Source organism: Bradyrhizobium quebecense, from assembly GCF_013373795.3.
GTDB classification, from domain to species: domain Bacteria; phylum Pseudomonadota; class Alphaproteobacteria; order Rhizobiales; family Xanthobacteraceae; genus Bradyrhizobium; species Bradyrhizobium quebecense.
Genome location: NZ_CP088022.1, coordinates 7,169,444 through 7,190,708, shown reverse-complemented (window position 1 = coordinate 7,190,708; position 21,265 = coordinate 7,169,444). Strand labels below are relative to the sequence as shown.

Below are 21,265 nucleotides of genomic sequence, written 5' to 3'. Positions count from 1 at the left end.
ACGACCTTAGAGATCCAGCACAAGCCGGGCCGGATCTTCCAGGCTCTCCTTGACACGCACCAGGAAGGTGACCGCTTCCTTGCCGTCGATGACGCGGTGATCGTAGGACAGCGCCAGATACATCATCGGGCGCACCTCGATCTTGCCGCCGACCACCATCGGCCGTTCCTGAATCTTGTGCATGCCGAGGATGCCGGACTGCGGCGCGTTGAGGATCGGCGTCGACATCAGCGAGCCGTAGATGCCGCCATTGGTGATGGTGAAGGTGCCGCCCTGCATCTCGTCGATCTTGAGCTGACCGTCGCGGGCGCGACGGCCGTAATCGGCGATCGACTTCTCGATCTCGGCGATCGACTTGTGGTCGCAGTCGCGCACCACCGGCACCACCAGGCCGCGGTCTGTGCCGACCGCAACGCCGATGTGGTAGTAGTTCTTGTAGATCAGGTCAGAGCCGTCGATCTCGGCGTTGACGGCCGGAATGTCCTTCAGCCCCTGCACCACCGCCTTGGTGAAGAAGCCCATGAAGCCGAGCTTCGAGCCGTGCTTCTTCTCGAACGTATCCTTGTAGAGCGCACGCAGCTTCATCACCTCGGTCATGTCGACCTCGTTGAACGTCGTCAGCATCGCGGCGGTGTTCTGCACGTCCTTGAGGCGGCGCGCGATGGTCTGGCGCAGCCGGGTCATCTTCACGCGCTCCTCGCGCGCGGCATCGTCCGCCGGCGACGGCGCACGGACCTGCACGGCGGCGGCCGGCTGGTTGACCGGGGTCGGCGCCGAGGCGGCCTTCTCGATCGCGGCCAGCATGTCGCCCTTGGTCACGCGGCCATCCTTGCCCGAGCCCGGAACGGTGGAGGCGTCGACGCCGCTTTCGGCGGACAGCCTGCGCACCGAGGGTGCCAGCGGCGCATCCGACGGCGGCGCCTTCTGCGCAGCGGCAGGAGCTGGTGTGGGAGCAGCGGCCGGCGCAGGCGCGGCGGCCTTGGCGGGGGCTGCGGCAGCCGCGGACTTGGCCGGGGCAGCGCCGTCATTGATCTGGCCGAGCAGCGCGCCGACGGCGACGGTCTCGCCATCCTTGGCGATGATCTCGCCGAGCGTGCCGGCGACCGGCGCGGGCACCTCGATGGTGACCTTGTCGGTCTCCAGTTCCACCAACGGCTCGTCCACCGCGACGGCCTCACCGGCCTTCTTGAACCAGCGGCCGATGGTGGCCTCGGTTACGGATTCGCCGAGCGTTGGAACGCGAATTTCAGTCATGATCTTTTCCTCGATAACCTTGCGGTCGAAAAATTGGTCCAGCCACCGTCCGCCAAAGCGGACGACCCGGTGCTCCGTGACGACAGCGGTGAGGCTGGATGACGCGGGATACCGGATGCCCCGCTCCAGTGCGCAATTGCGCACAAGGCGGGACATGGCTTCAGTGAAGGTCGTTAGTTCAGAGCGTCGTCGAGCAGCGCCTTGAGCTGCGCCAGATGTTTCGACATCAAACCGGTGGCGGTCGCCGCCGATGCCGGACGGCCGGCATAGCGCGGACGCTTGTTGGCTGCGTTGGTCTGGTTGAGCACCCATTCCAGATAGGGCTCGATGAAGTGCCAGGAGCCCATGTTGCGGGGCTCTTCCTGGCACCAGACCACCTCGGCGCCCTTGAAGCGGCCGAGCTCCTGCACCAGCGCCTTCAGCGGCACCGGATACAGCTGCTCGATGCGCATCAGATAGATGTCGTCAACGCCGCGCTTCTCGCGCTCCTCGTACAGGTCGTAGTAGACCTTGCCGGAGCACAGCACGACGCGACGGATCTTGTCGTCCGGCACCAGCTTGATCTTCTCGTCCGGCAGCATCTGCGCGTCATCGTACAGGATGCGATGGAATGTGGCGTTCTTGCCGAGCTCGTCGAGCCGCGACACGGCGCGCTTGTGACGCAGCAGCGACTTCGGCGTCATCAGGATCAGCGGCTTGCGGATTTCGCGATGCAGCTGGCGCCGCAGCACGTGGAAGTAGTTTGCCGGCGTGGTCGGATTGACCACCTGCATGTTGTCCTCGGCGCACATCTGCAAATAACGCTCGAGGCGTGCGGAGGAGTGCTCCGGTCCCTGCCCCTCATAGCCATGCGGCAGCAGGCAGACGAGGCCCGACATGCGCAGCCATTTGCGTTCGCCCGAGGAGATGAACTGATCGAACACCACCTGCGCACCATTGGCGAAGTCGCCGAACTGGGCTTCCCAGAGCGCCAGCGCATTCGGCTCGGCCAGCGAGTAGCCGTACTCGAAGCCGAGCACCGCCTCTTCCGACAGCAGCGAGTTGATGACCTCGTAATGGCCGGTATCTTCGCCACCGAGATGGTTGAACGGCGTGTAGCGGCTTTCGTCCTCCTGGTCGATCAGGACCGAATGGCGCTGCGAGAAGGTGCCGCGCTCGGAATCCTGGCCGGACAGGCGCACATGATGGCCCTCCTGCAGCAGCGTGCAGAACGCCAGCGCCTCGCCGGTCGCCCAGTCGATGCCGACACCGGTGTCGATCGCCTTGGCGCGATTGTCGAGGAAGCGCTGAATGGTGCGGTGGGCGCGGAAGCCGTCCGGCACCTTGGTGATCTTGCGGCCGATCTCCTTGAGCACGGCGACATCGACACCGGTGACGCCGCGGCGGGCGTCTTCTTCCTGATCGGCCGACTTGAAGCCGGCCCATTTGCCGTCGAGCCAGTCGGCCTTGTTCGGCTTGTAGCCCGAGCCGGCTTCGAGCTCGGCATCGAGCCGCGCGCGCCAGTCGGCCTTGGCCTTCTCGACCTCGCCCTCGGTCAATACGCCGTCGGCGACCAGCCGCTTGGCGTAGATCTCCAGCGTCGACGGGTGCGAGGCGATCTTCTTGTACATCACCGGCTGGGTGAACGCCGGCTCGTCGCCCTCGTTGTGGCCGTGGCGCCGGTAGCAGAACATGTCGATGACGACCGGCTTGTGGAATTTCTGCCGGAACTCGATCGCGACCTTGGCCGCGAACACCACGGCCTCCGGATCGTCGCCATTGACGTGGAAGATCGGCGCGTCGATCATCTTCGCGACGTCGGACGGATAGGGCGACGAGCGCGAGTAGCGCGGATAGGTGGTGAAGCCGATCTGGTTATTGACGATGAAGTGCAGCGAGCCGCCGGTGCGGTAACCCTTCAGGTCGGACAGGCTGAAGCATTCCGCCACCACGCCCTGGCCCGCGAATGCCGCGTCGCCGTGCATCAGCAGCGGCAGGACCGAGATGCGCATGTCCGGCGGATCGCCGTGCTGATCCTGCTTGGCGCGCACCTTGCCCATCACGACCGGATCGACGATCTCGAGATGCGACGGATTTGCGGTCAGCGACAGATGGATGTTGTTGCCGTCGAACTCGCGGTCCGATGACGCGCCGAGATGATACTTGACGTCGCCGGAGCCTTCGACCGAGTCCGGGTTGGCCGAACCACCCTTGAATTCATGGAACAGCGCGCGGTGCGGCTTGCCCATCACCTGGGTCAGCACGTTGAGGCGGCCGCGATGTGGCATGCCGACCACGATCTCCTTCACGCCGAGATTGCCGCCGCGCTTGATGATCTGTTCGAGCGCCGGGATCAGGGATTCGCCGCCGTCGAGGCCGAAGCGCTTGGTGCCGGTGAACTTGGTGTCGCAGAACTTCTCGAAGCCGTCAGCCTCGATCAGCTTGTTGAGGATCGCGCGGCGTCCCTCGGGCGTGAAGCTGATCTCCTTGTCCGGACCTTCGATGCGCTCCTGGATCCACGCCTTCTGCGCGGCATTGGAGATGTGCATGAACTCGACGCCGAGCGTCTGGCAGTAGGTGCGCTCGCAGATCTGGACGATCTCGCGCAGCGTGCCGTATTCGAGGCCGAGCACGTGGTCGAGGAAGATCTTGCGGTCGAAATCGGCCTCGGTGAAGCCGTAGGAGCGCGGATCGAGCTCCTCGCGGTCGCGCGGCGCCTCGATGCCGAGCGGATCGAGCTTGGCGTGGAAATGGCCGCGCATGCGATAGGCGCGGATCAGCATCAGCGCGCGAACCGAATCGCGGGTGGCCTGATGCACGTCGGCGTCGGACAGCTCGGCGCCCTTGGCCTGGGCCCTGGCGGCGAGCTTGGTGCCGACCGCCTTCTCGACCTGGGCCCAGTTGCCGTCGAGCGCCGAAGTCAGCTCGTCCCGCGGCGTCACCGGCCAGTTGGCCCGGCCCCACGAGGCACCCTCGGCGTTCTTCTGGACGTCGGCCGGGGCGTCCTTCAGGCTCTTGAAGAAATCCTGCCATTCTGCGTCGACCGACGATGGGTCCTGCTCGTAGCGCGCATAGAGATCGTCGATGTAGGTGGCGTTGGTGCCTTGCAGGAATGATGAGAGAGCAAAAGCAGCATTCGCGTCTTGGCGAGACATGGGGCAGTCCTGGTGATTTTTTTCGGTTCGCGCGTAGGAGACGGCGCTGGTGCCGGTCTGGAAGCGCGCCGGCTGGATCGATACCCTTTACCCTATCTAGGACAGATATTCCTGCCTAAAAGAACCAAGAAATGAACTTATTTTCATATTTTATTGATCGGCATTCTACTGGCAAAACGCAATAAAAGGGCGGGTTCTCCAATGAGAACCCGCCCAAAACCACGGCAAAGCTCGAAGGGAACTTGGCCTGACGGAGGTTACTTGAGCATCTCCGCGAGCGTGTGCCCGAGCCGCGCCGGGGACGGCGACACCTTGATGCCGGCGGCTTCCATCGCAGCGGTCTTGGAACCGGCATCGCCCTTGCCGCCGGAGATGATCGCGCCGGCATGACCCATGCGGCGGCCGGGAGGTGCGGTGACACCGGCGATGAAGCCGACCATCGGCTTCTTGCGGCCGCGCTTGGCCTCGTCCTTGAGGAACTGCGCGGCGTCTTCCTCGGCGGAGCCGCCGATTTCGCCGATCATGACGATCGACTTGGTCTTCTCGTCGGCCAGGAACATCTCCAGCACGTCGATGAACTCGGTGCCCTTGACCGGATCGCCGCCGATGCCGACCGCGGTGGTCTGGCCGAGGCCCTCCTGGGTGGTCTGGAACACCGCTTCATAAGTCAGGGTGCCGGAGCGGGAGACGATGCCGACCGAGCCGGGCTTGAAGATGTTGGCCGGCATGATGCCGATCTTGCATTCGCCGGCGGTCATCACACCGGGGCAGTTCGGCCCGATCAGCCGCGACTTCGAACCCGACAGCGAGCGCTTGACGCGCACCATGTCGAGCACCGGAATGCCCTCGGTGATGCAGACGATCAGCGGGATCTCCGCATCGATCGCCTCGCAGATCGCGTCCGCCGCACCCGGCGGCGGGACATAGACCACGCTGGCGTCGGCGCCGGTCTTGGCGCGCGCGTCCGCGACGGTGTCGAACACCGGCAGGTTGAGATGGGTCGAGCCGCCTTTGCCCGGCGCCACGCCGCCGACCATCTTGGTGCCGTAAGCGATCGCCGCTTCCGAATGGAACGTGCCGTTCTTGCCGGTGAAGCCCTGGCAGATGACCTTGGTGTTCTTGTCGATCAGAATGGACATGGTTCGAGATGCTTTCGCGAGACGGTCGGTGAAGGGTTTAGTGGATACGCCGGTACACGCCGGTGAGCACGTCGGCCCACCCTTCCGCGTCAGGCGAGAATTGGATCTTCATGTTGTAGGTGTTGTCGTCGACGACCTCGTAGACGTGACGGGCATTGCCGCGCAGCGAGCCGCGCACCAGGATCAGCGACTTGCCCGCCCAGCCGCCGGACGCCGGCGACGGCGGGTAGTAGCCGAGTGAATCGTGCCAGAACAATCGGTAGGCCCGATCCTCGCGGTCGTAGGTGAAGACGCCGTGGGTGGCGAAGCTCTCCTTGCCGTCACGGGTCTGCACGCAGTCCTGGATCAGGTAGAACCCGTTGAGCGCGATGCGCGCAACGACATGCGAGGTGGCCCGACCGCCTGCGGTCCAGCGCGACGGATAGACCATCTCGTCGCCGCTCCACTCGCCCGCGAAAACCGCGAGCTTGCGGTGTTCGTCCAGCGGGGTCGGAGCGTCGAGATGATCGACCATCGTTAGCCTCCCTTGACGGCTTTCACGATCTTCTGTGCGGCGTCATCGAGATTGTCGGCGGGCACGACGTTGAGGCCGCTGTCGCGGATGATCTTCTTGCCCTGCTCGACATTGGTGCCTTCGAGGCGCACCACGAGCGGCACCTTGAGGCCGACCTGCTTCACCGCGGCGACCACGCCCTCGGCAATCACGTCGCACTTCATGATGCCGCCGAAGATGTTGACCAGGATGCCCCTCACGTTCGGATCAGCGGTGATGATCTTGAAGGCAGCCGCAACCTTCTCCGCGCTGGCGCCGCCGCCGACGTCGAGGAAGTTCGCCGGCTCCATGCCGTAGAGCTTGATGATGTCCATCGTCGCCATGGCGAGGCCGGCGCCGTTGACCATGCACCCGATCGTGCCGTCGAGCGCGACATAGTTGAGGTCATATTTCGACGCCTCGATCTCCTTGGCGTCCTCCTCGGACTCGTCGCGCAGCGCGACCACGTCCGGGTGACGGTAGAGCGCGTTGCTGTCGAACGATACCTTGGCGTCGAGCACGCGAAGCTGGCCCTGCTTGGTGACGACGAGCGGATTGATCTCGAGCATCGCCATGTCCTTGGCGGCGAACGCTGCATAGAGCTGACCGGTCAGCTTCTCGGCCTGCTTGGCGAGATCGCCCTTCAGCTTCAGCGCCTCGGCAACCGTGCGGCCGTGGTGAGGCATGATGCCGGTGGCGGGATCGACCGAGAACGAGACGATCTTTTCCGGCGTCGAATGCGCGACGTCCTCGATGTTGACGCCGCCCTCGGTCGACACCACGAAAGAAATCTCGGAGGTCTCGCGATTGACCAGGATCGAGAGGTAGAACTCCTTGTCGATGTCGGAGCCTTCCTCGATGTAGAGGCGGTTGACCTGCTTGCCGTGCGGGCCGGTCTGCACCGTGACCAGCGTCGCGCCGAGCATCTGCTTGGCGAATTCGTCGACCTCGGCAACCGACTTGGCGATGCGGACACCGCCCTTGTCGCCGGCGGATGCCTCCTTGAACTTGCCCTTGCCGCGGCCGCCGGCATGGATCTGGCTCTTCACCACCCAGATCGGGCCGGGAAGCTGCTTGGCCGCCGCATCGGCATCTTCCGGCTTCAGCACCGGCACGCCGCGCGAGATCGGCACGCCGAATTCGTGCAGCAGAGCCTTGGCCTGGTATTCGTGGATATTCATGGAAAGACGCTCCCAAACCCTCGTGCGGCGAACCTCAAGTCAGCCTTGATGCTGGCATACCATATACCAAAGCTCGCGCAACTACAAAATCCGCCGGAATTTCATCACCTTGTACCCGACAGGCGATTGAAATCGCCTATCGGGCCATTGTCGATCGAGATTACTTGCCGAGCAGATCGGGCGCGATCTTCTTGCAGGCGTCGACGAGGCCCTGCACCGCGCCGACCGACTTGTCGAAGGCCTCACGGTCCTTGCCGGCGAGTTCGATCTCGACGATGCGCTCGACGCCCTTGGAGCCGATCACGGTCGGCACGCCGACATACATGTCCTTCACGCCGTACTCGCCGTTGAGATAGGCGGCGCAAGGCAGCACGCGCTTCTTGTCCCTCAGATAGCTCTCGGCCATCTGGATCGCGGACGCCGCCGGCGCGTAGAAGGCCGAGCCGGTCTTGAGCAGGTTGACGATCTCGGCGCCGCCATTGCGGGTGCGGTCGACGATCTCGTCGATACGGGCCTGCGAGGTCCAGCCCATCTTGACCAGGTCGGGCAGCGGAATGCCGGCAACGGTCGAGTAGCGGGTCAGCGGCACCATGGTGTCGCCGTGGCCACCGAGCACGAAGGCAGTGACGTCTTCGACCGAGACGTTGAACTCGTCGGCCAGGAAATAGCGGAAGCGCGCGGAGTCGAGCACGCCGGCCATGCCGACCACCTTCTTGTGCGGCAGGCCCGAGGCCTTCTGCAGCGCCCAGACCATCGCATCCAGCGGGTTGGTGATGCAGATGACGAAGGCGTCGGGCGCGTACTTCTTGATGCCGGCGCCGACCTGCTCCATGACCTTGAGGTTGATCGACAGCAGATCGTCGCGGCTCATGCCGGGCTTGCGCGGCACGCCCGCGGTGACGATGCAGACCTTGGCGCCGTCGAGCGCTTCATAGGAGTTGGCGCCGACCAGGTTGGAGTCGAAGCCGTCAACCGGCGACGACTGCGCGATGTCGAGCGCTTTGCCCTGCGGCACACCCTCGGCGATATCGAACAGCACGACGTCTCCGAGTTCCTTGAGGCCAACGAGGTGCGCCAGCGTTCCGCCGATCTGTCCGGAGCCAATCAGTGCAATCTTGTCGCGTGCCATGGGAAATCAGTCCTTTGAACTGGTGCAGGAGGGAGGGAAGTCGGTTGCAAGGGTGGTTATCCCTTTCGAATGATCCATTCAAGTCGCGGCCTGTCCGATTGGAGGCCTTGCCTGGAATTCGATCAGGCATGCCAGCAACATCCGCCGGGAGACACGAAAAGTTGCTCCGAACCGGACCGCGCGCAAGACCGAATTTCGAGCCTGAATTTCAAGACTGAGTTTCAGGTCTCGACCAGGCCGGTCGACGAGCCGCTGGCCGCGGAGTCCTTGCGGCCGTGCGGCAGCGCCAGATAGGATTCCGAGCTCATCTCGATCAGGCGCGAGGACGTGCGCTTGAACTCCATCGCCTCGATGCCGTCGGTCGCAAGGTACAGCGACACCGGATCGGCCTCGGCCGAGGCCATCAGCTTCACGGCATTGTCATAGAGCGTGTCGATCAGCGAGATGAAGCGCTTGGCGGCGTTGTGCTCGGCGTAATCCATCACCGGAATATGGTCGATCAGGATCGTGTGGTAGTCGTGCGCGAGCCTGAGGTAATCGGACGCGGCAAGCGGCTTCTCGCAGAGATCGGCGAAGCTGAAGCGCGCGACGCCATGCGACGAGCACGGCACAGTCAGCAAACGCTTTTTGATCTCGATAAGGCGCGCCTTGCACGGCGCGTTGCCAGTCATCTTGCGCCACGCCGCATTGAGCACATCGCGAGCCGCGTCATCCGCGGGCACGAGCCACATCTTCACGCCGACGAGCTTCTCGAGCCGGAAGTCGGTGCGTGCATCGAGCCGCAGCACATCCATGTGGTCGGAAATCTGCGCGATGAACGGCAGGAACAGCGCGCGATTGAGACCGCCCTTGTAGAGATCATCAGGCGCGACGTTCGAGGTCGCGACCACGACAGTGCCGAAATCAAACAGCTTTGCGAACAGCCGCCCGAGGATCATCGCATCCGCGATGTCGGTGACGTGGAATTCGTCGAAGCAGAGCAGCCAGGTCTCGTCGAAGATCGCCTGCGCGGTGAGCGCGATCACGTCGCCGTCCGCGATCTCGCCGCGCGCGATCTGCTGGCGGTAGCCATAGATGCGCTCATGCGCCTCGGCCATGAATTCGTGGAAATGGGCGCGGCGCTTGTGCTCGACCGGGCTCTGCTGGAAGAACAGGTCCATCAGCATGGTCTTGCCGCGGCCGACCTCACCATGGACATAGAGGCCGCGCGGCGGCGTGTCGTCCTTGTCGCCGCCGAACAGCCGTCCGAGCAGGCTCTGCTTGCGCTGCGGCTTGTAGCTCGCGAGCCGCTCCTCCAGCGCGCCGAACGCCTCGGCGGCTTGCGCCTGCGCCGGATCGGCCTCGATCGCGCCGGAGGCGACCAGGGACTTGTAGTGCTCGAGAAAGGAACTGGGCGAGGTGGACAGCATGAGCCCACCTTACGGCCCTAGTGCGCGGAAAATTGCAAGCCGTGAATTGCGCCAATGGGATATGCAAGTGCAAGCCCTTGCATACCACGGCCGACCGCACCGGCCGCTGCCTGACACCTCAAGCCGCGATCCTAAGAAACCTCACGCGCAGAGCGCGTAGGAATCCTCGACCACGTAGGGGCCGCCGCCTGTCGACGCGCGCGACGAGAACAGCACGAAGCGATCCGCCAAGAAGCTGCGGCTCGGGAAGTAGCCGCGCACCGACAGATAATCCGCGACGTCCTGGCTCGAAGCGTCATGCAAACGCGCGAGCGTGACATGGGGCGTGAATTTCCTGCCCTCGGGATCGAACCCCATCCGCTGCATCATCCGCTCGAGTTCGGCCTGCAGTTCGATCAGCGGCCGACTGGGCTCGACGGCGGCAACCACCGCGCGCGGCTTGCGTCCACCGAAGCTCGACAGGCCCTGCAGCTTGACCTCGAACGGTTTTCGATTTACCCGAAACAGCATCGTCGCGATCTCGTTGGCCCAGAGGCCATCGATGTCGCCGATGAAGCGCAGAGTGACGTGATAATTTTCGGGATCGATCCAGCGTGCGCCGGGAAGGCCGCCACGCAAGCTGGAGAGGGTTTGGCCGATATCGGCCGGAATTTCCAGACCAGTGAACAGACGCGGCATCGCAATAATCCTCGATGCTTGGCGCGGGTTTTGGGAGCCCGCCCCTGTAACAAGCCCGGCGACGAATCACCGATGCCTATTTGTACCCGAGATATGTGACTCTGCGAAGCATGACCCGTTAACAGCTCGTAAACCTACGGGCACAACTCGGCGCGCCGCCTGCATTTCAACTGCGTTGCCCTGATAATGCGCCGAGAAATGCCTCCACCGTGGGCAGCATGTTCTTCACGACGATGTCCACACCTTCCGCCGTCGGATGCATGCCGTCAGCCTGATTGAGCTTGGCATCGGCAGCAACGCCGTCAAGGAAGAACGGATAGAGCGGCACGCCCAGCGACTTCGAGAGATCCGGATAGATCGCGTTGAACTTCGCCGCATACTCGCTGCCATAGTTCGGTGGCGCGAGCATGCCGCACAAGAGCACGGCGATCTTGCGCGCCTGCAACTTTGTGATGATGTCGGACAGCGCGGCACGCGTGACCGCGGGATCGATGCCGCGCAGCGCATCATTGGCGCCGAGCTCGACGATCACGGCGTCAGTTCCGTCAGCCACCGACCAGTCGAGCCGCTCGCGCCCCCCTGAGGCGGTGTCGCCGGATACCCCGGCATTGGTCATATTGACCTTTACCCCCTTGGTTTCCAAGGCTTTTTGCAGCCGGACCGGGAATGCCGCCGCGGCCGGAAGGCCGTAACCGGCGCTCAGGGAATCGCCCAGAACCACCATCTTGATCGGTTTCGCCGGGCCATTCTCCGGTCCTGGCGTCTGCGCGCTTGCTGCCGTCATCAAGCCCATAAGCAACACGAGTATGTGCACGAAGATTCTCAACCGGCCCTCGACCGCAGCAGCGGAAGTGCCATATGACCGAACCATGGACAGTCTCATCGAATCCTCTTCACTGACCGACGTCGAGCCGGACACCATTGCCGTCAGGAACGTCAATCTCTCGCTCGGCACCGGCGCGGCACGGGTCCATATCCTCAAGGATATCAGCCTTCGTGTGGCAGCGGGTGAGGCCATCGGCCTGATCGGCCCGTCGGGTTCGGGCAAGTCGACCTTGCTGATGGTGATGGCGGGGCTTGAACGTCCTGACAGCGGAGAAGTGGTCGTCGACGGCACGTCGTTCAATGCCCTCGATGAAGATGCGCTGGCGCGCTTCCGCGGCCGCCAGGTCGGCATCGTCTTCCAGTCGTTCCATCTGATCCCGACCATGACGGCGCTGGAGAACGTCGCCGTGCCGCTCGAGCTCGCCGGTAATCCCGATGCCGCCGCGCGCGCCGCGCAGGAGCTGCAATCGGTCGGACTCGGCGAACGGCTGCACCACTATCCGACGCAGCTGTCCGGCGGCGAGCAGCAGCGCGTCGCGATCGCGCGTGCGCTCGCGCCCGATCCTGCGATCCTGGTCGCCGACGAGCCGACCGGAAATCTCGACGAGACGACGGGAAAGCAGATCATCGACCTGCTCTTCACCAAGCACACCGAGCGCGGCATGACGCTGGTGCTGGTGACGCACGACCTTTCGCTCGCACAGCGCTGCGACCGCGTCGTGCGGCTGCGCTCCGGCCGCATCGACGGACAATCCACCACATGAGCATTGCGTCCGAAGTCGCGGTGCAGGGCCGCGCGTCGTCGCTTGCCTTCCGTTACGCGCTGCGCGAATTGCGCGGCGGCCTGCGCGGCTTCTACGTGTTCATCGCCTGCATCGCGCTCGGCGTGATGGCGATTGCCGGCGTCGGCTCGGTCGCCGCGAGCCTCGGCGACGGCCTGTCGCGCGAGGGCCGCACGCTGCTCGGCGGCGACGTCGCATTCTCGCTGATCTCGCGCGAGGCCAAGCCCGACGAGGTCGCGTATCTGCGCACCCGCGGTGAGGTTTCGGTGGCAGCCACGCTGCGCGCGATGGCCCGCAGCGGCGACGGCAAGCTGGCGCTGGTCGAGCTCAAGGCGGTCGACGACAAATATCCGATGCTCGGCGAGCTGACGCTCGAGCCGAACATGCCGGTCGCCGATCTGCTCGCCGAACGCGACGGCGTCTATGGCGCGGCCGCCGATTCAACGCTGTTGGCGCGGCTCGACCTGAAGCTCGGCGACCGCGTCAGCATCGGCAGCGCGACCTACCAGATCCGCAGCGTGGTGGCGGCCGAGCCCGACAAGCTTGCCGGCGGCGTCGGCCTCGGCCCGCGCTTCCTGATCAGCGAAGCCAGCCTGCGCGCCACAGACCTCTTGCAGCCGGGCAGCCTGGTGCGCTGGATCTACCGGGTGAAGCTACCCGACGGCGCCAATGACGATCGCGCCACCACCGCCTTGATCGACGGCGCACGGGCTGCCGCGCCGGAGGCCGGCTGGGAAGTCCGCAGCCGCAACAACGCCTCGCCGCAGCTTGAACGCACCATCAACCGCTTCACCCAGTTCCTGACCCTGGTCGGCCTCGCCGCACTGCTGGTCGGCGGTGTCGGCGTCGCCAACGCGGTGAAGAGCCATATCGACCGGCGCCGCGACGTCATCGCCTCGTTCAAGGCGCTCGGCGCCACCGGCCGCGACGTCTTCACGATCTACTGCACGCAGGTGGTGGTGCTGGCCGGGATCGGTTCGGTGATCGGGCTGGTGCTCGGTGCCGCGCTGCCCTTCGTCATCGTCGGCCTGTTCGGCAAGCTGCTGCCGCTGCCGGTGGTGCCGGCCCTGCATCCCGACGAGCTCGCGCTCTCCTTCCTCTACGGCCAGCTCACCGCGCTGGCGTTCGGACTGTGGCCGCTCGGCCGGGTCCACGACGTGCCGGTCGCCGCGTTGTTCCGCGAGACCGTCGCCAGCGAATGGCACCGCCCGCGCTGGAGCTATCTCGCGCTGATGGCGGTGGTGGTCGCGCTCCTGATCGGGGTTGCGATCGGGCTTGCCTATGACAAGCGGGTCGCCGCGGTGTTCGTCGCCTCGTCGATCGCGGTGTTCCTGCTGCTGCGCGGGATCGCCGAGATCCTGATGGCGGTGGCGCGGCGGCTGCCGCGCAGCCGCATGACCATGCTGCGGCTGGCAATCGCCAACATCCACCGGCCGGGCGCGCTGACGCCATCGGTCGTGCTGTCGCTGGGCCTTGGCCTCGCGGTGCTCGTCACCATCACCCAGATCGACGGCAATCTGCGCCGGCAATTCCTGGCCGCATTGCCGGAGCGGGCGCCGTCGTTCTTTTTCATCGACATCCCCTCCACCGAAGCCGACCGCTTTGCCGCCTTCCTGGCGCAGATCGCTGCCGGCTCGACCGTCGAGGACGTGCCGATGCTGCGCGGGCGCATCGTCGCCGCCCGCGGCGTCAAGGCCGACCAGCTCAAGCCGTCAGTCGATTCGGAATGGGTGCTGCAAAGCGACCGCGGCCTGACCTACACCGGCGAAGTTCCCAAGGGCTCGAAGATCGTCGAGGGCGAATGGTGGGGACCGGACTACAGCGGACCTCCGCTGGTCTCGATGGAGAAGAAGATCGCCGACGGGCTGTCCTTGAAGATCGGCGACGAGATCGTGGTCAACGTGCTCGGCCGCGACGTGCCGGCCAAGATCGCCAATCTGCGCAACATCGACTGGCAGGGCCTCGGCATCAACTTCGTGTTGGTGTTCTCGCCGAATGCCTTCAAGGGCGCCCCGCATAGCCACGTCGCGACCCTGACGGAACCCCATGCCGGCACCACCGATGATGCGCGCATCATCAAGCAGGTCGCCGACGCGTTCCCGATGGTGACCAGCGTCCGCGTCCGCGAGGCGCTGGAGACGGTCGGCACCGTCGTCAGCAACCTGGTGCTGGCGATCCGCGGCGCCAGCGCCGTGACGCTGATCTCGGCGATCCTGGTGCTGGGCGGCGCGCTCGCCGCCGGGCACCGCCACCGCGTCTATGACGCCGTGATCCTCAAGACGCTCGGCGCCACGCGGGTGCGATTGCTCGGCGCCTACGCGCTGGAGTATCTGATGATCGGCTTTGCAACCGCAATATTCGGGGTGATCGCCGGTTCGGTCGCGGCCTGGCTGATCGTGACGCGGCTGATGACGCTGAGTTTCATCTGGCAGGCCGGCAGCGCCGCGCTGGTCGTCGTCGCCGCACTGGTCGTCACGGTCGGATTGGGGCTGGCCGGAACGCTGCTCGCGCTGAACCAGAAGCCGGCCTCGGTGTTGCGGAATTTGTGACAATTTGTAGCGGCGGCAGCGCCGTTTTGCCTATAAATGCTAGGCTAGAGCGACATTCGGCCGCGCGTGGAAGCTTGCGTCGGATGTGTTAATTTCCCACATACCACTCGGGTCGGATAGTCGGTTTGAATGACACGCAATTAATGTTCCGCAAACCGAGCCATCTGAGATAGATTTAGAACCGGCGCCGCAAATCCCTTGCGCTCCACCGGGACCAACCACGGGAATTCGACCATGTCGGACCTAGACCGCAACTACGCTTCTCCTTTCGGCCGGGCCGCCGGGCGCATTGACGCTGCGGCCGTCGACGCCGGTCTGCGCGCCTACATGCTGCGCATCTACAACTACATGAGCATCGGCCTGGCCATCACCGGCTTGGCCGCGCTCGGTGTCTACATGGGTGCGGTGACCACAGATCAGTCCGCCGCCGTCGCCAAGTTTGGCAACGCCTATCTGACGCAGTTCGGCTACGCGATGTTCGTGAGCCCGCTGAAGTGGCTGTTCATCCTCGCCCCTCTGGCGATGGTGTTCGTCATCTCGGCCGGCATCAACCGCCTGCAGCCCGCGACCGCCCAGTTGCTGTTCTGGGTGTTCTCGGCACTGATGGGCCTGTCGCTGTCGTCGATCTTTCTGGTGTACACGCACACCTCGATCGTGCGCGTGTTCTTCATCACCGCGGCGACGTTCGGTGCGCTGAGCCTCTACGGCTACACCACCAAGCGTGACATGAGCGGCATGGGCTCGTTCCTGTTCATGGGCTTGATCGGCATCATCATCGCGAGCCTGGTCAACCTGTTCCTGGCGAGTTCGGCGCTGCAGTTCATCGTGTCGGTGGTCGGCGTGCTGGTGTTCGCGGGCCTCACCGCCTGGGATACCCAGCGGCTGAAGAACGACTACATCTACGGCTACGCCTCGCAGGGTGGCGTGATGGCAGAGCGTGCGGCAATCACCGGTGCGCTGTCGCTCTACCTGAACTTCATCAACCTGTTCACGCTGCTGCTGCAGCTGCTCGGCCAACGCGACTAAGCGCCTCGAGCGAGACGATCGATCCAATCCAAGTCCCGGCCTTGCGGCCGGGGCTTTTCTTTTGCGCAGGGCAAAAATACTGTCGCGCCCATGTCCAATCCTGCGGGGTCCAATCCGGAAATCAGGCTAACCGTCGAGGCGGACCTGCCCTCGATCACGGCGATCTACGAGCACGCGGTACGCTTCGGCACCGCAACCTTCGAGCTGATCCCGCCCGACCTTGCCGAGATGACCCGCCGCTACAGCGCGCTGATCGATGGCGGCTTCCCTTATTTCGTCGCCGTGCTCGACGGCCACGTCGCCGGCTATGCCTATGCCGGTCCCTACCGGCCGCGGCCGGCCTATCGCTTCACGGTCGAGAACTCGGTCTATCTGGACCCTGCGGTCCATCGCCGCGGCATCGGCCTCCGGCTGATGGAGCGCCTGATCGCCGAATGCGACGGACGTGGCTTCCGGCAGATGATCGCGGTGATCGGGGACTCGGCCAACGCCGGCTCGATCGGGCTGCACCGCCGCTGCGGATTTCAGATGATCGGGACGCACCCGAATGTCGGCCTGAAGTTCGGCCGCTGGCTCGACACCGTGATGATGCAGCGCGCGCTCGGCGAGGGCGCGGCGACGGTGCCAGCGGACTGAGCTACAGTCCGTAGCCCGGATGCGGCGCAGCACAATCCGGGGTCGCCGAAACCGCAGATGAACTTGTGCCGGATTGCGCTTCGCTTCATCCGGGCTACGGTCTGCTGAATTTGCCGCGCCTATACCAGCGACAGCTTGCGATCGATCACGAACAGCACCCGTTCGAGTTCGTGGCCGCGGCGCAGGATCAGGCCGGTCGCCGAAATCACGCTGTACATGCCCTGCTTGCGCGCCAGCCGGGGATCCTTCTCGATCCGGTAGATCGGCATTTCGGATGCGCGCCGGAACACCGAGAACACGGCACGGTCCTTCAGGAAGTCGATCGCATAATCGCGCCACTCGCCATCGGCGACCATGCGGCCGTAGAGATTGAGAATGCGGTTGAGCTCAAGTCGATTGAATGTCACGCGGTTGGGCTGAAGGGTCGCGGCGGCGGGACGCGCCGCGGCACGATTCCCACTCGGATCACTATCCTCCGAGATCAAACTCATCGAGCGCCTCCTGTCATCCCGGTGACGATCGGGATCCGAAGGCCGGTGCCCCCACTTCGGGATCGTCACGAGAGTGACATGATTGCGCTAAGCGACGGAGCCTGCAAGGGGCCATTCACAGTGCAACCAGCCCTTAACCACGGTCAGGCGCGACGGATTGTCCGGAAAACCGAAGAGTCACGGGAACGTTAGAGGAATCATATTGCTGCCCCACTTCCGCCCATCGCCCGCCCCGCTGCCCTGCGAAAAGAAAATTCTGCGTTGGCCCGGTCCTTTCGGTTCCGGATTCCTCAGCCCCCAGCCCCCCGGGGCCGTCGGGATCGGGCCTGTTCGCAGGGGAGTCAAATCCCAACACACTGGGCCAACGAAAGTTGGTCCTTTTTGTTTTTGGGGCCCTGCTCGATGACGCGCGATCAAGACCCGCAAAGCCTCGGCGCTTCCCTCTCAGCAAATCAGTGGATGCACGCTTGCCGGCGCGCGGAGCCGCACGGCAACATGCGTGCGGCCCAACGACGCGACTGGCAGAATCCAGCGCCGCGCAGCGTTAGAGCGTTTTCGAGCGAAGTGGACACCGGTTCGCGCGAAGAAAACGCGTCAAACAAGAATCCAGAGCTTCGGTTCTGATCAATCAGAACCGAAAGGCTCTAGTGAAGCGAGGTGAATGCGGCGCCCAGCATCGGGCCCGGCTTGTCGCGATTGCCGTCCTGGACGTAGACGGCCGCAGCATCGACGCCATCGCGCGTGATGTTCTCGAGCGGCACGGTCCAGCTCCCGGACGAGCCGTTCCAGTCACCGACCTTCAGGAGATTGCGCACCACGTTGTGGTAGGTGATCTCGCGGCCGCGGTTCTCGCCGCGCGCGATCGAGATCGGTACCGACTTCGAGATCGAGCAGATCCAGACTTCGCCGCGCGACACCGCGGGCGATTTCGATGCGGCCACTGAAACGTTGATCTGCTTGCCGGTTAGCGTCATCGTCACCGGCACCGACATCACGCTGCCGCTCTTCTCGGTGTCCTTAATAGCGTCCTCGATGCTGGCGCGGTCGCTGCCGATCACATGGGCGGAGCCGTTGATCACGGCCTGCGGCGTGTAGACGTCGCGGTCGCCGCGCATATACGAATAGGCTTTCTGGCGCGCGCTGAAACGGGAATCGGCCAGCGTGTCCTTCCAGCCGAGATAGTCCCAATAGTCGATCGGCATGCTCAGCGCGATGACGTTGGGGTCCTTCGCGAGGTCTCCGATGATCTTGTCCGCGGGCGGACAGGACGAGCATCCCTGCGAGGTGAAGAGTTCGACGACAGCACGCGGATCGGCGTGAGCGGGGCGGATGATCGCAACGATCGCGCAGAAACCGAGGGCGCTGGACCATCGCGAGATAGAATTATAGGCCATCATCGCTGTCATACTGCGAACCAGTCGTGATGATTTCCATCCGTATTTGTACGGAGCATGAAGTTGTCCCTTGAACTTGCGTGCCCCAGAACGCGAGAAGGCGGCCTTGTCATAGGCCGCCTTCATTTTAGCCGCTACTCACTAAGCAGTGAGGCACCGATCACAAATCCGCGCAAGAGCATGGTCCGGAAAAGTGTGAAGCGGTTTTCCGGGCAGACCATGCTCAAACAAAGGGCCTAGGCCGCGAGCTTGCGCAGCACGTAATGCAGGATGCCGCCGTTGCGATAGTAGTCGAGCTCGTCCAGCGTATCGATGCGGCAGAGCAGCGGGACGTCCCGCTTGCCGCCGTCGGCGGAGACGATTTCGGCCGTCAGCGTCTGGCGCGGCTTCAAATCGCCCTGCAGCCCGCGGATCGTGACCTTCTCGTCGCCCTTGAGGCCGAGCGAGGACCACGACGTGCCGTCCTGGAAGGTGAGCGGAAGCACACCCATGCCGACCAGGTTGGAGCGATGGATGCGCTCGAAGCTCTGGCAGATCACCGCGCGCACGCCGAGCAAGCGGGTGCCCTTCGCGGCCCAGTCGCGCGACGAGCCGTTGCCATATTCGGCGCCGGCGAACACCACCAGCGGCACGTTCGCCTGCTGGTACTTCATCGCCGCGTCGTAGATCGACATCTGCGCGCCGTCGGGCCAGTGCTTGGTCAGACCGCCTTCCGGGATATTGCCGTCGGCGCCCTTGAGCATGAAGTTCTTGATGCGGATGTTGGCGAAGGTGCCGCGCATCATCACTTCATGGTTGCCGCGCCGCGTGCCGTACTGGTTGAAGTCGGCGGGGCGCACCTGGTGCTCGCTGAGGAACTTGCCGGCGGGCGAAGTCAGCTTGATCGAACCGGCCGGCGAGATGTGGTCGGTGGTGATCTTGTCGCCGAACATCGCGAGGATCCGCGCGTCGACCACGTCGACGATCGGCTCCGGCTGCTTCTTCATGCCTTCGAAATAGGGCGGGTTCTGCACATAGGTCGAGCTCATGTTCCAGCGATAGGTCTCGCTTTCCGTGGTCTTGATCTTGCGCCAGTTGGTGTCGCCCTTGAACACGTCGGCGTACTTCTTCTTGAAGATCGTCGCGGTGACGTACTTCTTCATGAAGGCGTTGATCTCCTTGGTGGTCGGCCAGATGTCCTTGAGGAACACCGGCTTGCCGTCCTTGCCGATGCCGATCGGCTCGACAGCGAGATCCTTGGTCACGGTGCCGGCGAGCGCATGCGCGACTACCAGCGGCGGCGAAGCGAGGTAGTTCGCCTGCACGTCCGGCGAGACGCGGCCTTCGAAGTTGCGGTTGCCCGAGAGCACGGCGGCAGCAACGATGCCGTTGTCGTTGATCGACTTCGAGATGTCTTCCGGCAGCGGACCGGAATTGCCGATGCAGGTCGTGCAGCCGAAGCCGACCAGGTTGAAGCCAACCTTGTCGAGATCGGCCTGCAGGCCGGAATTGGCGAGATATTCCGCCACCACCTGGCTGCCCGGCGCGAGCGAGGTCTTCACCCACGGCTTGGCCTTCAGGCCCTTGGCGGCCGCCTTGCGCGCCAACAGGCCGGCGCCGATCAGCACGCTCGGGTTCGAGGTGTTGGTGCAGGAGGTGATCGCGGCAATCACGACGTCGCCATGGCCGAGGTCGAAATTACGGCCCTCGACCGCGAAGCGCTTCTGCTCACCATCGGGCTTCTTGTACTCGTTGACCAGCGCGGTCGCGAAACCGGTCGAGACCGCCGGCAGCGCGATGCGGCCTTCGGGGCGCTTCGGTCCGGCCATCGACGGCACCACGTCGGCGAGGTCGAGCGTCAGCGTGGTGGTGAACACCGGATCGGCCGACTTGGCGGTGCGGAACAGGCCCTGCGCCTTGGCATAGGCCTGCACCAGCTTGACGCGATCGGCCTTGCGGCCCGAGGTCTTCAGGTAATCGATGGTCGCGGCGTCGACCGGGAAGAAGCCGCAGGTCGCGCCGTATTCGGGCGCCATGTTGCCGATGGTCGCCTTGTCCGCGACCGACAGGAAATCGAGACCCGGGCCGAAGAACTCGACGAACTTGCCGACCACGCCGAGCTTGCGCAGCATCTGGGTGACGGTCAGCACCAGGTCGGTCGCGGTGACGCCTTCCTTGAGCTGGCCCTTGAGCTTGAAGCCGACCACTTCCGGCAACAGCATCGACAGCGGCTGGCCGAGCATGCAGGCTTCCGCCTCGATGCCGCCGACGCCCCAGCCAAGCACGGCGAGGCCGTTGACCATCGTGGTGTGCGAGTCGGTGCCGACGAGCGAGTCCGGATAGGCGACCTCGAAGGTGCCGGTCTTCTTGCCGACCGTCATCTTCTCCTTCTTGGTCCACACCGTCTGCGCGAGGTATTCGAGATTGACCTGGTGGCAGATGCCGGTGCCGGGCGGCACCACTGAGAAGTTCGAGAACGCCTTCTGGCCCCACTTCAGGAACTCGTAGCGCTCCTGGTTCTGCTTGTATTCCTCGGTGACGTTCTTCGCGAACGCCTTGTTGTCACCGAAGAAGTTGACGATCACCGAGTGGTCGATGACGAGATCGACCGGCACCAGCGGGTTGATCTTCTCGGCGTCGCCGCCGAGGTTCTGCATCGCGTTGCGCATCGCCGCGAGATCGACCACGGCCGGAACGCCGGTGAAATCCTGCATCAGGACGCGCGCCGGGCGGAACGCGATTTCGTGCTCGAGCTGGCGCTTCTTCAGCCACTTCGACACCGCAACGATGTCTTCCTTCTTGACGGTGCGGCCGTCCTCGTTGCGCAGCAGGTTCTCGAGCAGAACCTTCATCGAATACGGCAGCTTCGAGATACCCTTCAGTCCGTTCTTCTCTGCCTGGGGCAGGCTGTAATAGACGTAGGACTTGCCGCCGACCTTCATGGTCTTGCGGCATTTGAAGCTGTCGAGCGAGGTCATGCGAGGAATCCCAATTTTCAGTTATACCCAGCAAGGGTAACTAAACACCGGCGATCGACACGGGCCAAGGGGATGGCCTGGATGGCTTGCGGCCGCCGATTGTGTGTGCTGCATCAAGTTCCGGGCTTATAGAACCTTTCTAGAAGCAC

Annotated in this window: 16 protein-coding genes; 4 read left to right on the top strand and 12 right to left on the bottom strand. The window is 64.2% G+C overall.

Annotated elements, in window-relative coordinates:
• Positions 1-6: 6 nt before the first annotated feature.
• From odhB to HU230_RS34510, 9 genes are all read right to left on the bottom strand, one after another.
• Entirely contained in the window at positions 7-1,254 is a 1,248-nt protein-coding gene (gene odhB / locus HU230_RS34550; protein WP_176534350.1) for a 2-oxoglutarate dehydrogenase complex dihydrolipoyllysine-residue succinyltransferase, read from the bottom strand.
• A 173-nt stretch (positions 1,255-1,427) separates the two neighbouring features.
• Positions 1,428-4,388, bottom strand: coding sequence for a 2-oxoglutarate dehydrogenase E1 component (locus tag HU230_RS34545; RefSeq protein ID WP_176534351.1), 2,961 nt, complete (start codon positions 4,386-4,388; stop codon positions 1,428-1,430).
• A gap of 257 nt (positions 4,389-4,645) precedes the next feature.
• Entirely contained in the window at positions 4,646-5,527 is an 882-nt protein-coding gene (gene sucD, locus HU230_RS34540) for a succinate--CoA ligase subunit alpha (protein WP_092121610.1), read from the bottom strand.
• A 37-nt stretch (positions 5,528-5,564) separates the two neighbouring features.
• Positions 5,565-6,041, bottom strand: coding sequence for a DUF1579 family protein (locus HU230_RS34535; protein WP_176534352.1), 477 nt, complete (start codon positions 6,039-6,041; stop codon positions 5,565-5,567).
• A gap of 2 nt (positions 6,042-6,043) precedes the next feature.
• On the bottom strand, positions 6,044-7,240 hold the full coding sequence (sucC, locus tag HU230_RS34530) for an ADP-forming succinate--CoA ligase subunit beta (protein WP_176534353.1): 1,197 nt from the start codon (positions 7,238-7,240) through the stop codon (positions 6,044-6,046).
• 160 nt (positions 7,241-7,400) lie between these two features.
• Complete coding sequence (gene mdh / locus HU230_RS34525; protein WP_092121604.1) at positions 7,401-8,369, bottom strand: malate dehydrogenase; 969 nt, start codon at positions 8,367-8,369, stop codon at positions 7,401-7,403.
• Positions 8,370-8,590: 221 nt separating this feature from the next.
• Positions 8,591-9,778, bottom strand: a complete 1,188-nt coding sequence (gene zapE, locus HU230_RS34520) for a cell division protein ZapE (RefSeq protein WP_176534354.1) — start codon at positions 9,776-9,778, stop codon at positions 8,591-8,593.
• 141 nt (positions 9,779-9,919) lie between these two features.
• On the bottom strand, positions 9,920-10,456 hold the full coding sequence (gene thpR / locus HU230_RS34515) for an RNA 2',3'-cyclic phosphodiesterase (RefSeq protein ID WP_176534355.1): 537 nt from the start codon (positions 10,454-10,456) through the stop codon (positions 9,920-9,922).
• A 166-nt stretch (positions 10,457-10,622) separates the two neighbouring features.
• Positions 10,623-11,270, bottom strand: coding sequence for an arylesterase (locus HU230_RS34510; RefSeq protein WP_176535289.1), 648 nt, complete (start codon positions 11,268-11,270; stop codon positions 10,623-10,625).
• Between the two features lie 55 nt (positions 11,271-11,325).
• On the opposite strand from HU230_RS34510, the gene HU230_RS34505 reads away from it, so the two are divergent.
• The 4 genes from HU230_RS34505 to HU230_RS34490 all read left to right on the top strand — a co-directional run bounded on the left by HU230_RS34505 (position 11,326) and on the right by HU230_RS34490 (position 16,274).
• On the top strand, positions 11,326-12,045 hold the full coding sequence (locus tag HU230_RS34505) for an ABC transporter ATP-binding protein (protein ID WP_176534356.1): 720 nt from the start codon (positions 11,326-11,328) through the stop codon (positions 12,043-12,045).
• Positions 12,042-14,612: an ABC transporter permease gene (locus HU230_RS34500; protein ID WP_176534357.1), complete on the top strand. Its 2,571-nt coding sequence runs from the start codon at positions 12,042-12,044 to the stop codon at positions 14,610-14,612. The genes HU230_RS34505 and HU230_RS34500 overlap by 4 nt, the downstream gene beginning before the upstream one ends.
• Positions 14,613-14,846: 234 nt before the next feature.
• Positions 14,847-15,638, top strand: a complete 792-nt coding sequence (locus tag HU230_RS34495; protein ID WP_021078796.1) for a Bax inhibitor-1/YccA family protein — start codon at positions 14,847-14,849, stop codon at positions 15,636-15,638.
• A gap of 90 nt (positions 15,639-15,728) precedes the next feature.
• Positions 15,729-16,274: a GNAT family N-acetyltransferase gene (locus HU230_RS34490; protein ID WP_176534358.1), complete on the top strand. Its 546-nt coding sequence runs from the start codon at positions 15,729-15,731 to the stop codon at positions 16,272-16,274.
• 119 nt (positions 16,275-16,393) lie between these two features.
• Here the strand turns inward: HU230_RS34490 and HU230_RS34485 are convergent, their stop codons facing one another.
• The 3 genes from HU230_RS34485 to acnA form a co-directional block, all read right to left on the bottom strand.
• Positions 16,394-16,765 (bottom strand): DUF2794 domain-containing protein, encoded by a 372-nt coding sequence (locus tag HU230_RS34485; RefSeq protein ID WP_176534359.1) that lies wholly within the window; start codon positions 16,763-16,765, stop codon positions 16,394-16,396.
• Positions 16,766-17,409: 644 nt separating this feature from the next.
• A complete protein-coding gene (locus HU230_RS34480) occupies positions 17,410-18,171 on the bottom strand; it encodes a DUF1223 domain-containing protein (RefSeq protein ID WP_176534360.1) in 762 nt (253 codons plus the stop codon).
• 224 nt (positions 18,172-18,395) lie between these two features.
• Positions 18,396-21,116 carry an aconitate hydratase AcnA gene (acnA, locus tag HU230_RS34475; RefSeq protein ID WP_176534361.1) on the bottom strand — a complete coding sequence of 907 codons (2,721 nt, stop codon included), beginning with the start codon at positions 21,114-21,116 and terminating at the stop codon, positions 18,396-18,398.
• Positions 21,117-21,265: the final 149 nt, after the last annotated feature.

Excerpts from the sequence above, each read along its gene's own strand:
- odhB (WP_176534350.1), bottom strand. The coding sequence starts at position 1,254 with ATGACTGAAATTCGCGTTCCAACGCTCGGCGAATCCGTAACCGAGGCC.
- mdh (WP_092121604.1), bottom strand. The coding sequence starts at position 8,369 with ATGGCACGCGACAAGATTGCACTGATTGGCTCCGGACAGATCGGCGGA.
- HU230_RS34500 (WP_176534357.1), top strand. The coding sequence starts at position 12,042 with ATGAGCATTGCGTCCGAAGTCGCGGTGCAGGGCCGCGCGTCGTCGCTT.
- HU230_RS34505 (WP_176534356.1), top strand. The coding sequence starts at position 11,326 with ATGGACAGTCTCATCGAATCCTCTTCACTGACCGACGTCGAGCCGGAC.
- HU230_RS34480 (WP_176534360.1), bottom strand. The coding sequence starts at position 18,171 with ATGACAGCGATGATGGCCTATAATTCTATCTCGCGATGGTCCAGCGCC.
- sucD (WP_092121610.1), bottom strand. The coding sequence starts at position 5,527 with ATGTCCATTCTGATCGACAAGAACACCAAGGTCATCTGCCAGGGCTTC.
- sucC (WP_176534353.1), bottom strand. The coding sequence starts at position 7,240 with ATGAATATCCACGAATACCAGGCCAAGGCTCTGCTGCACGAATTCGGC.
- HU230_RS34485 (WP_176534359.1), bottom strand. The coding sequence starts at position 16,765 with ATGAGTTTGATCTCGGAGGATAGTGATCCGAGTGGGAATCGTGCCGCG.
- acnA (WP_176534361.1), bottom strand. The coding sequence starts at position 21,116 with ATGACCTCGCTCGACAGCTTCAAATGCCGCAAGACCATGAAGGTCGGC.
- thpR (WP_176534355.1), bottom strand. The coding sequence starts at position 10,456 with ATGCCGCGTCTGTTCACTGGTCTGGAAATTCCGGCCGATATCGGCCAA.
- zapE (WP_176534354.1), bottom strand. The coding sequence starts at position 9,778 with ATGCTGTCCACCTCGCCCAGTTCCTTTCTCGAGCACTACAAGTCCCTG.
- HU230_RS34495 (WP_021078796.1), top strand. The coding sequence starts at position 14,847 with ATGTCGGACCTAGACCGCAACTACGCTTCTCCTTTCGGCCGGGCCGCC.
- HU230_RS34535 (WP_176534352.1), bottom strand. The coding sequence starts at position 6,041 with ATGGTCGATCATCTCGACGCTCCGACCCCGCTGGACGAACACCGCAAG.
- HU230_RS34545 (WP_176534351.1), bottom strand. The coding sequence starts at position 4,388 with ATGTCTCGCCAAGACGCGAATGCTGCTTTTGCTCTCTCATCATTCCTG.
- HU230_RS34490 (WP_176534358.1), top strand. The coding sequence starts at position 15,729 with ATGTCCAATCCTGCGGGGTCCAATCCGGAAATCAGGCTAACCGTCGAG.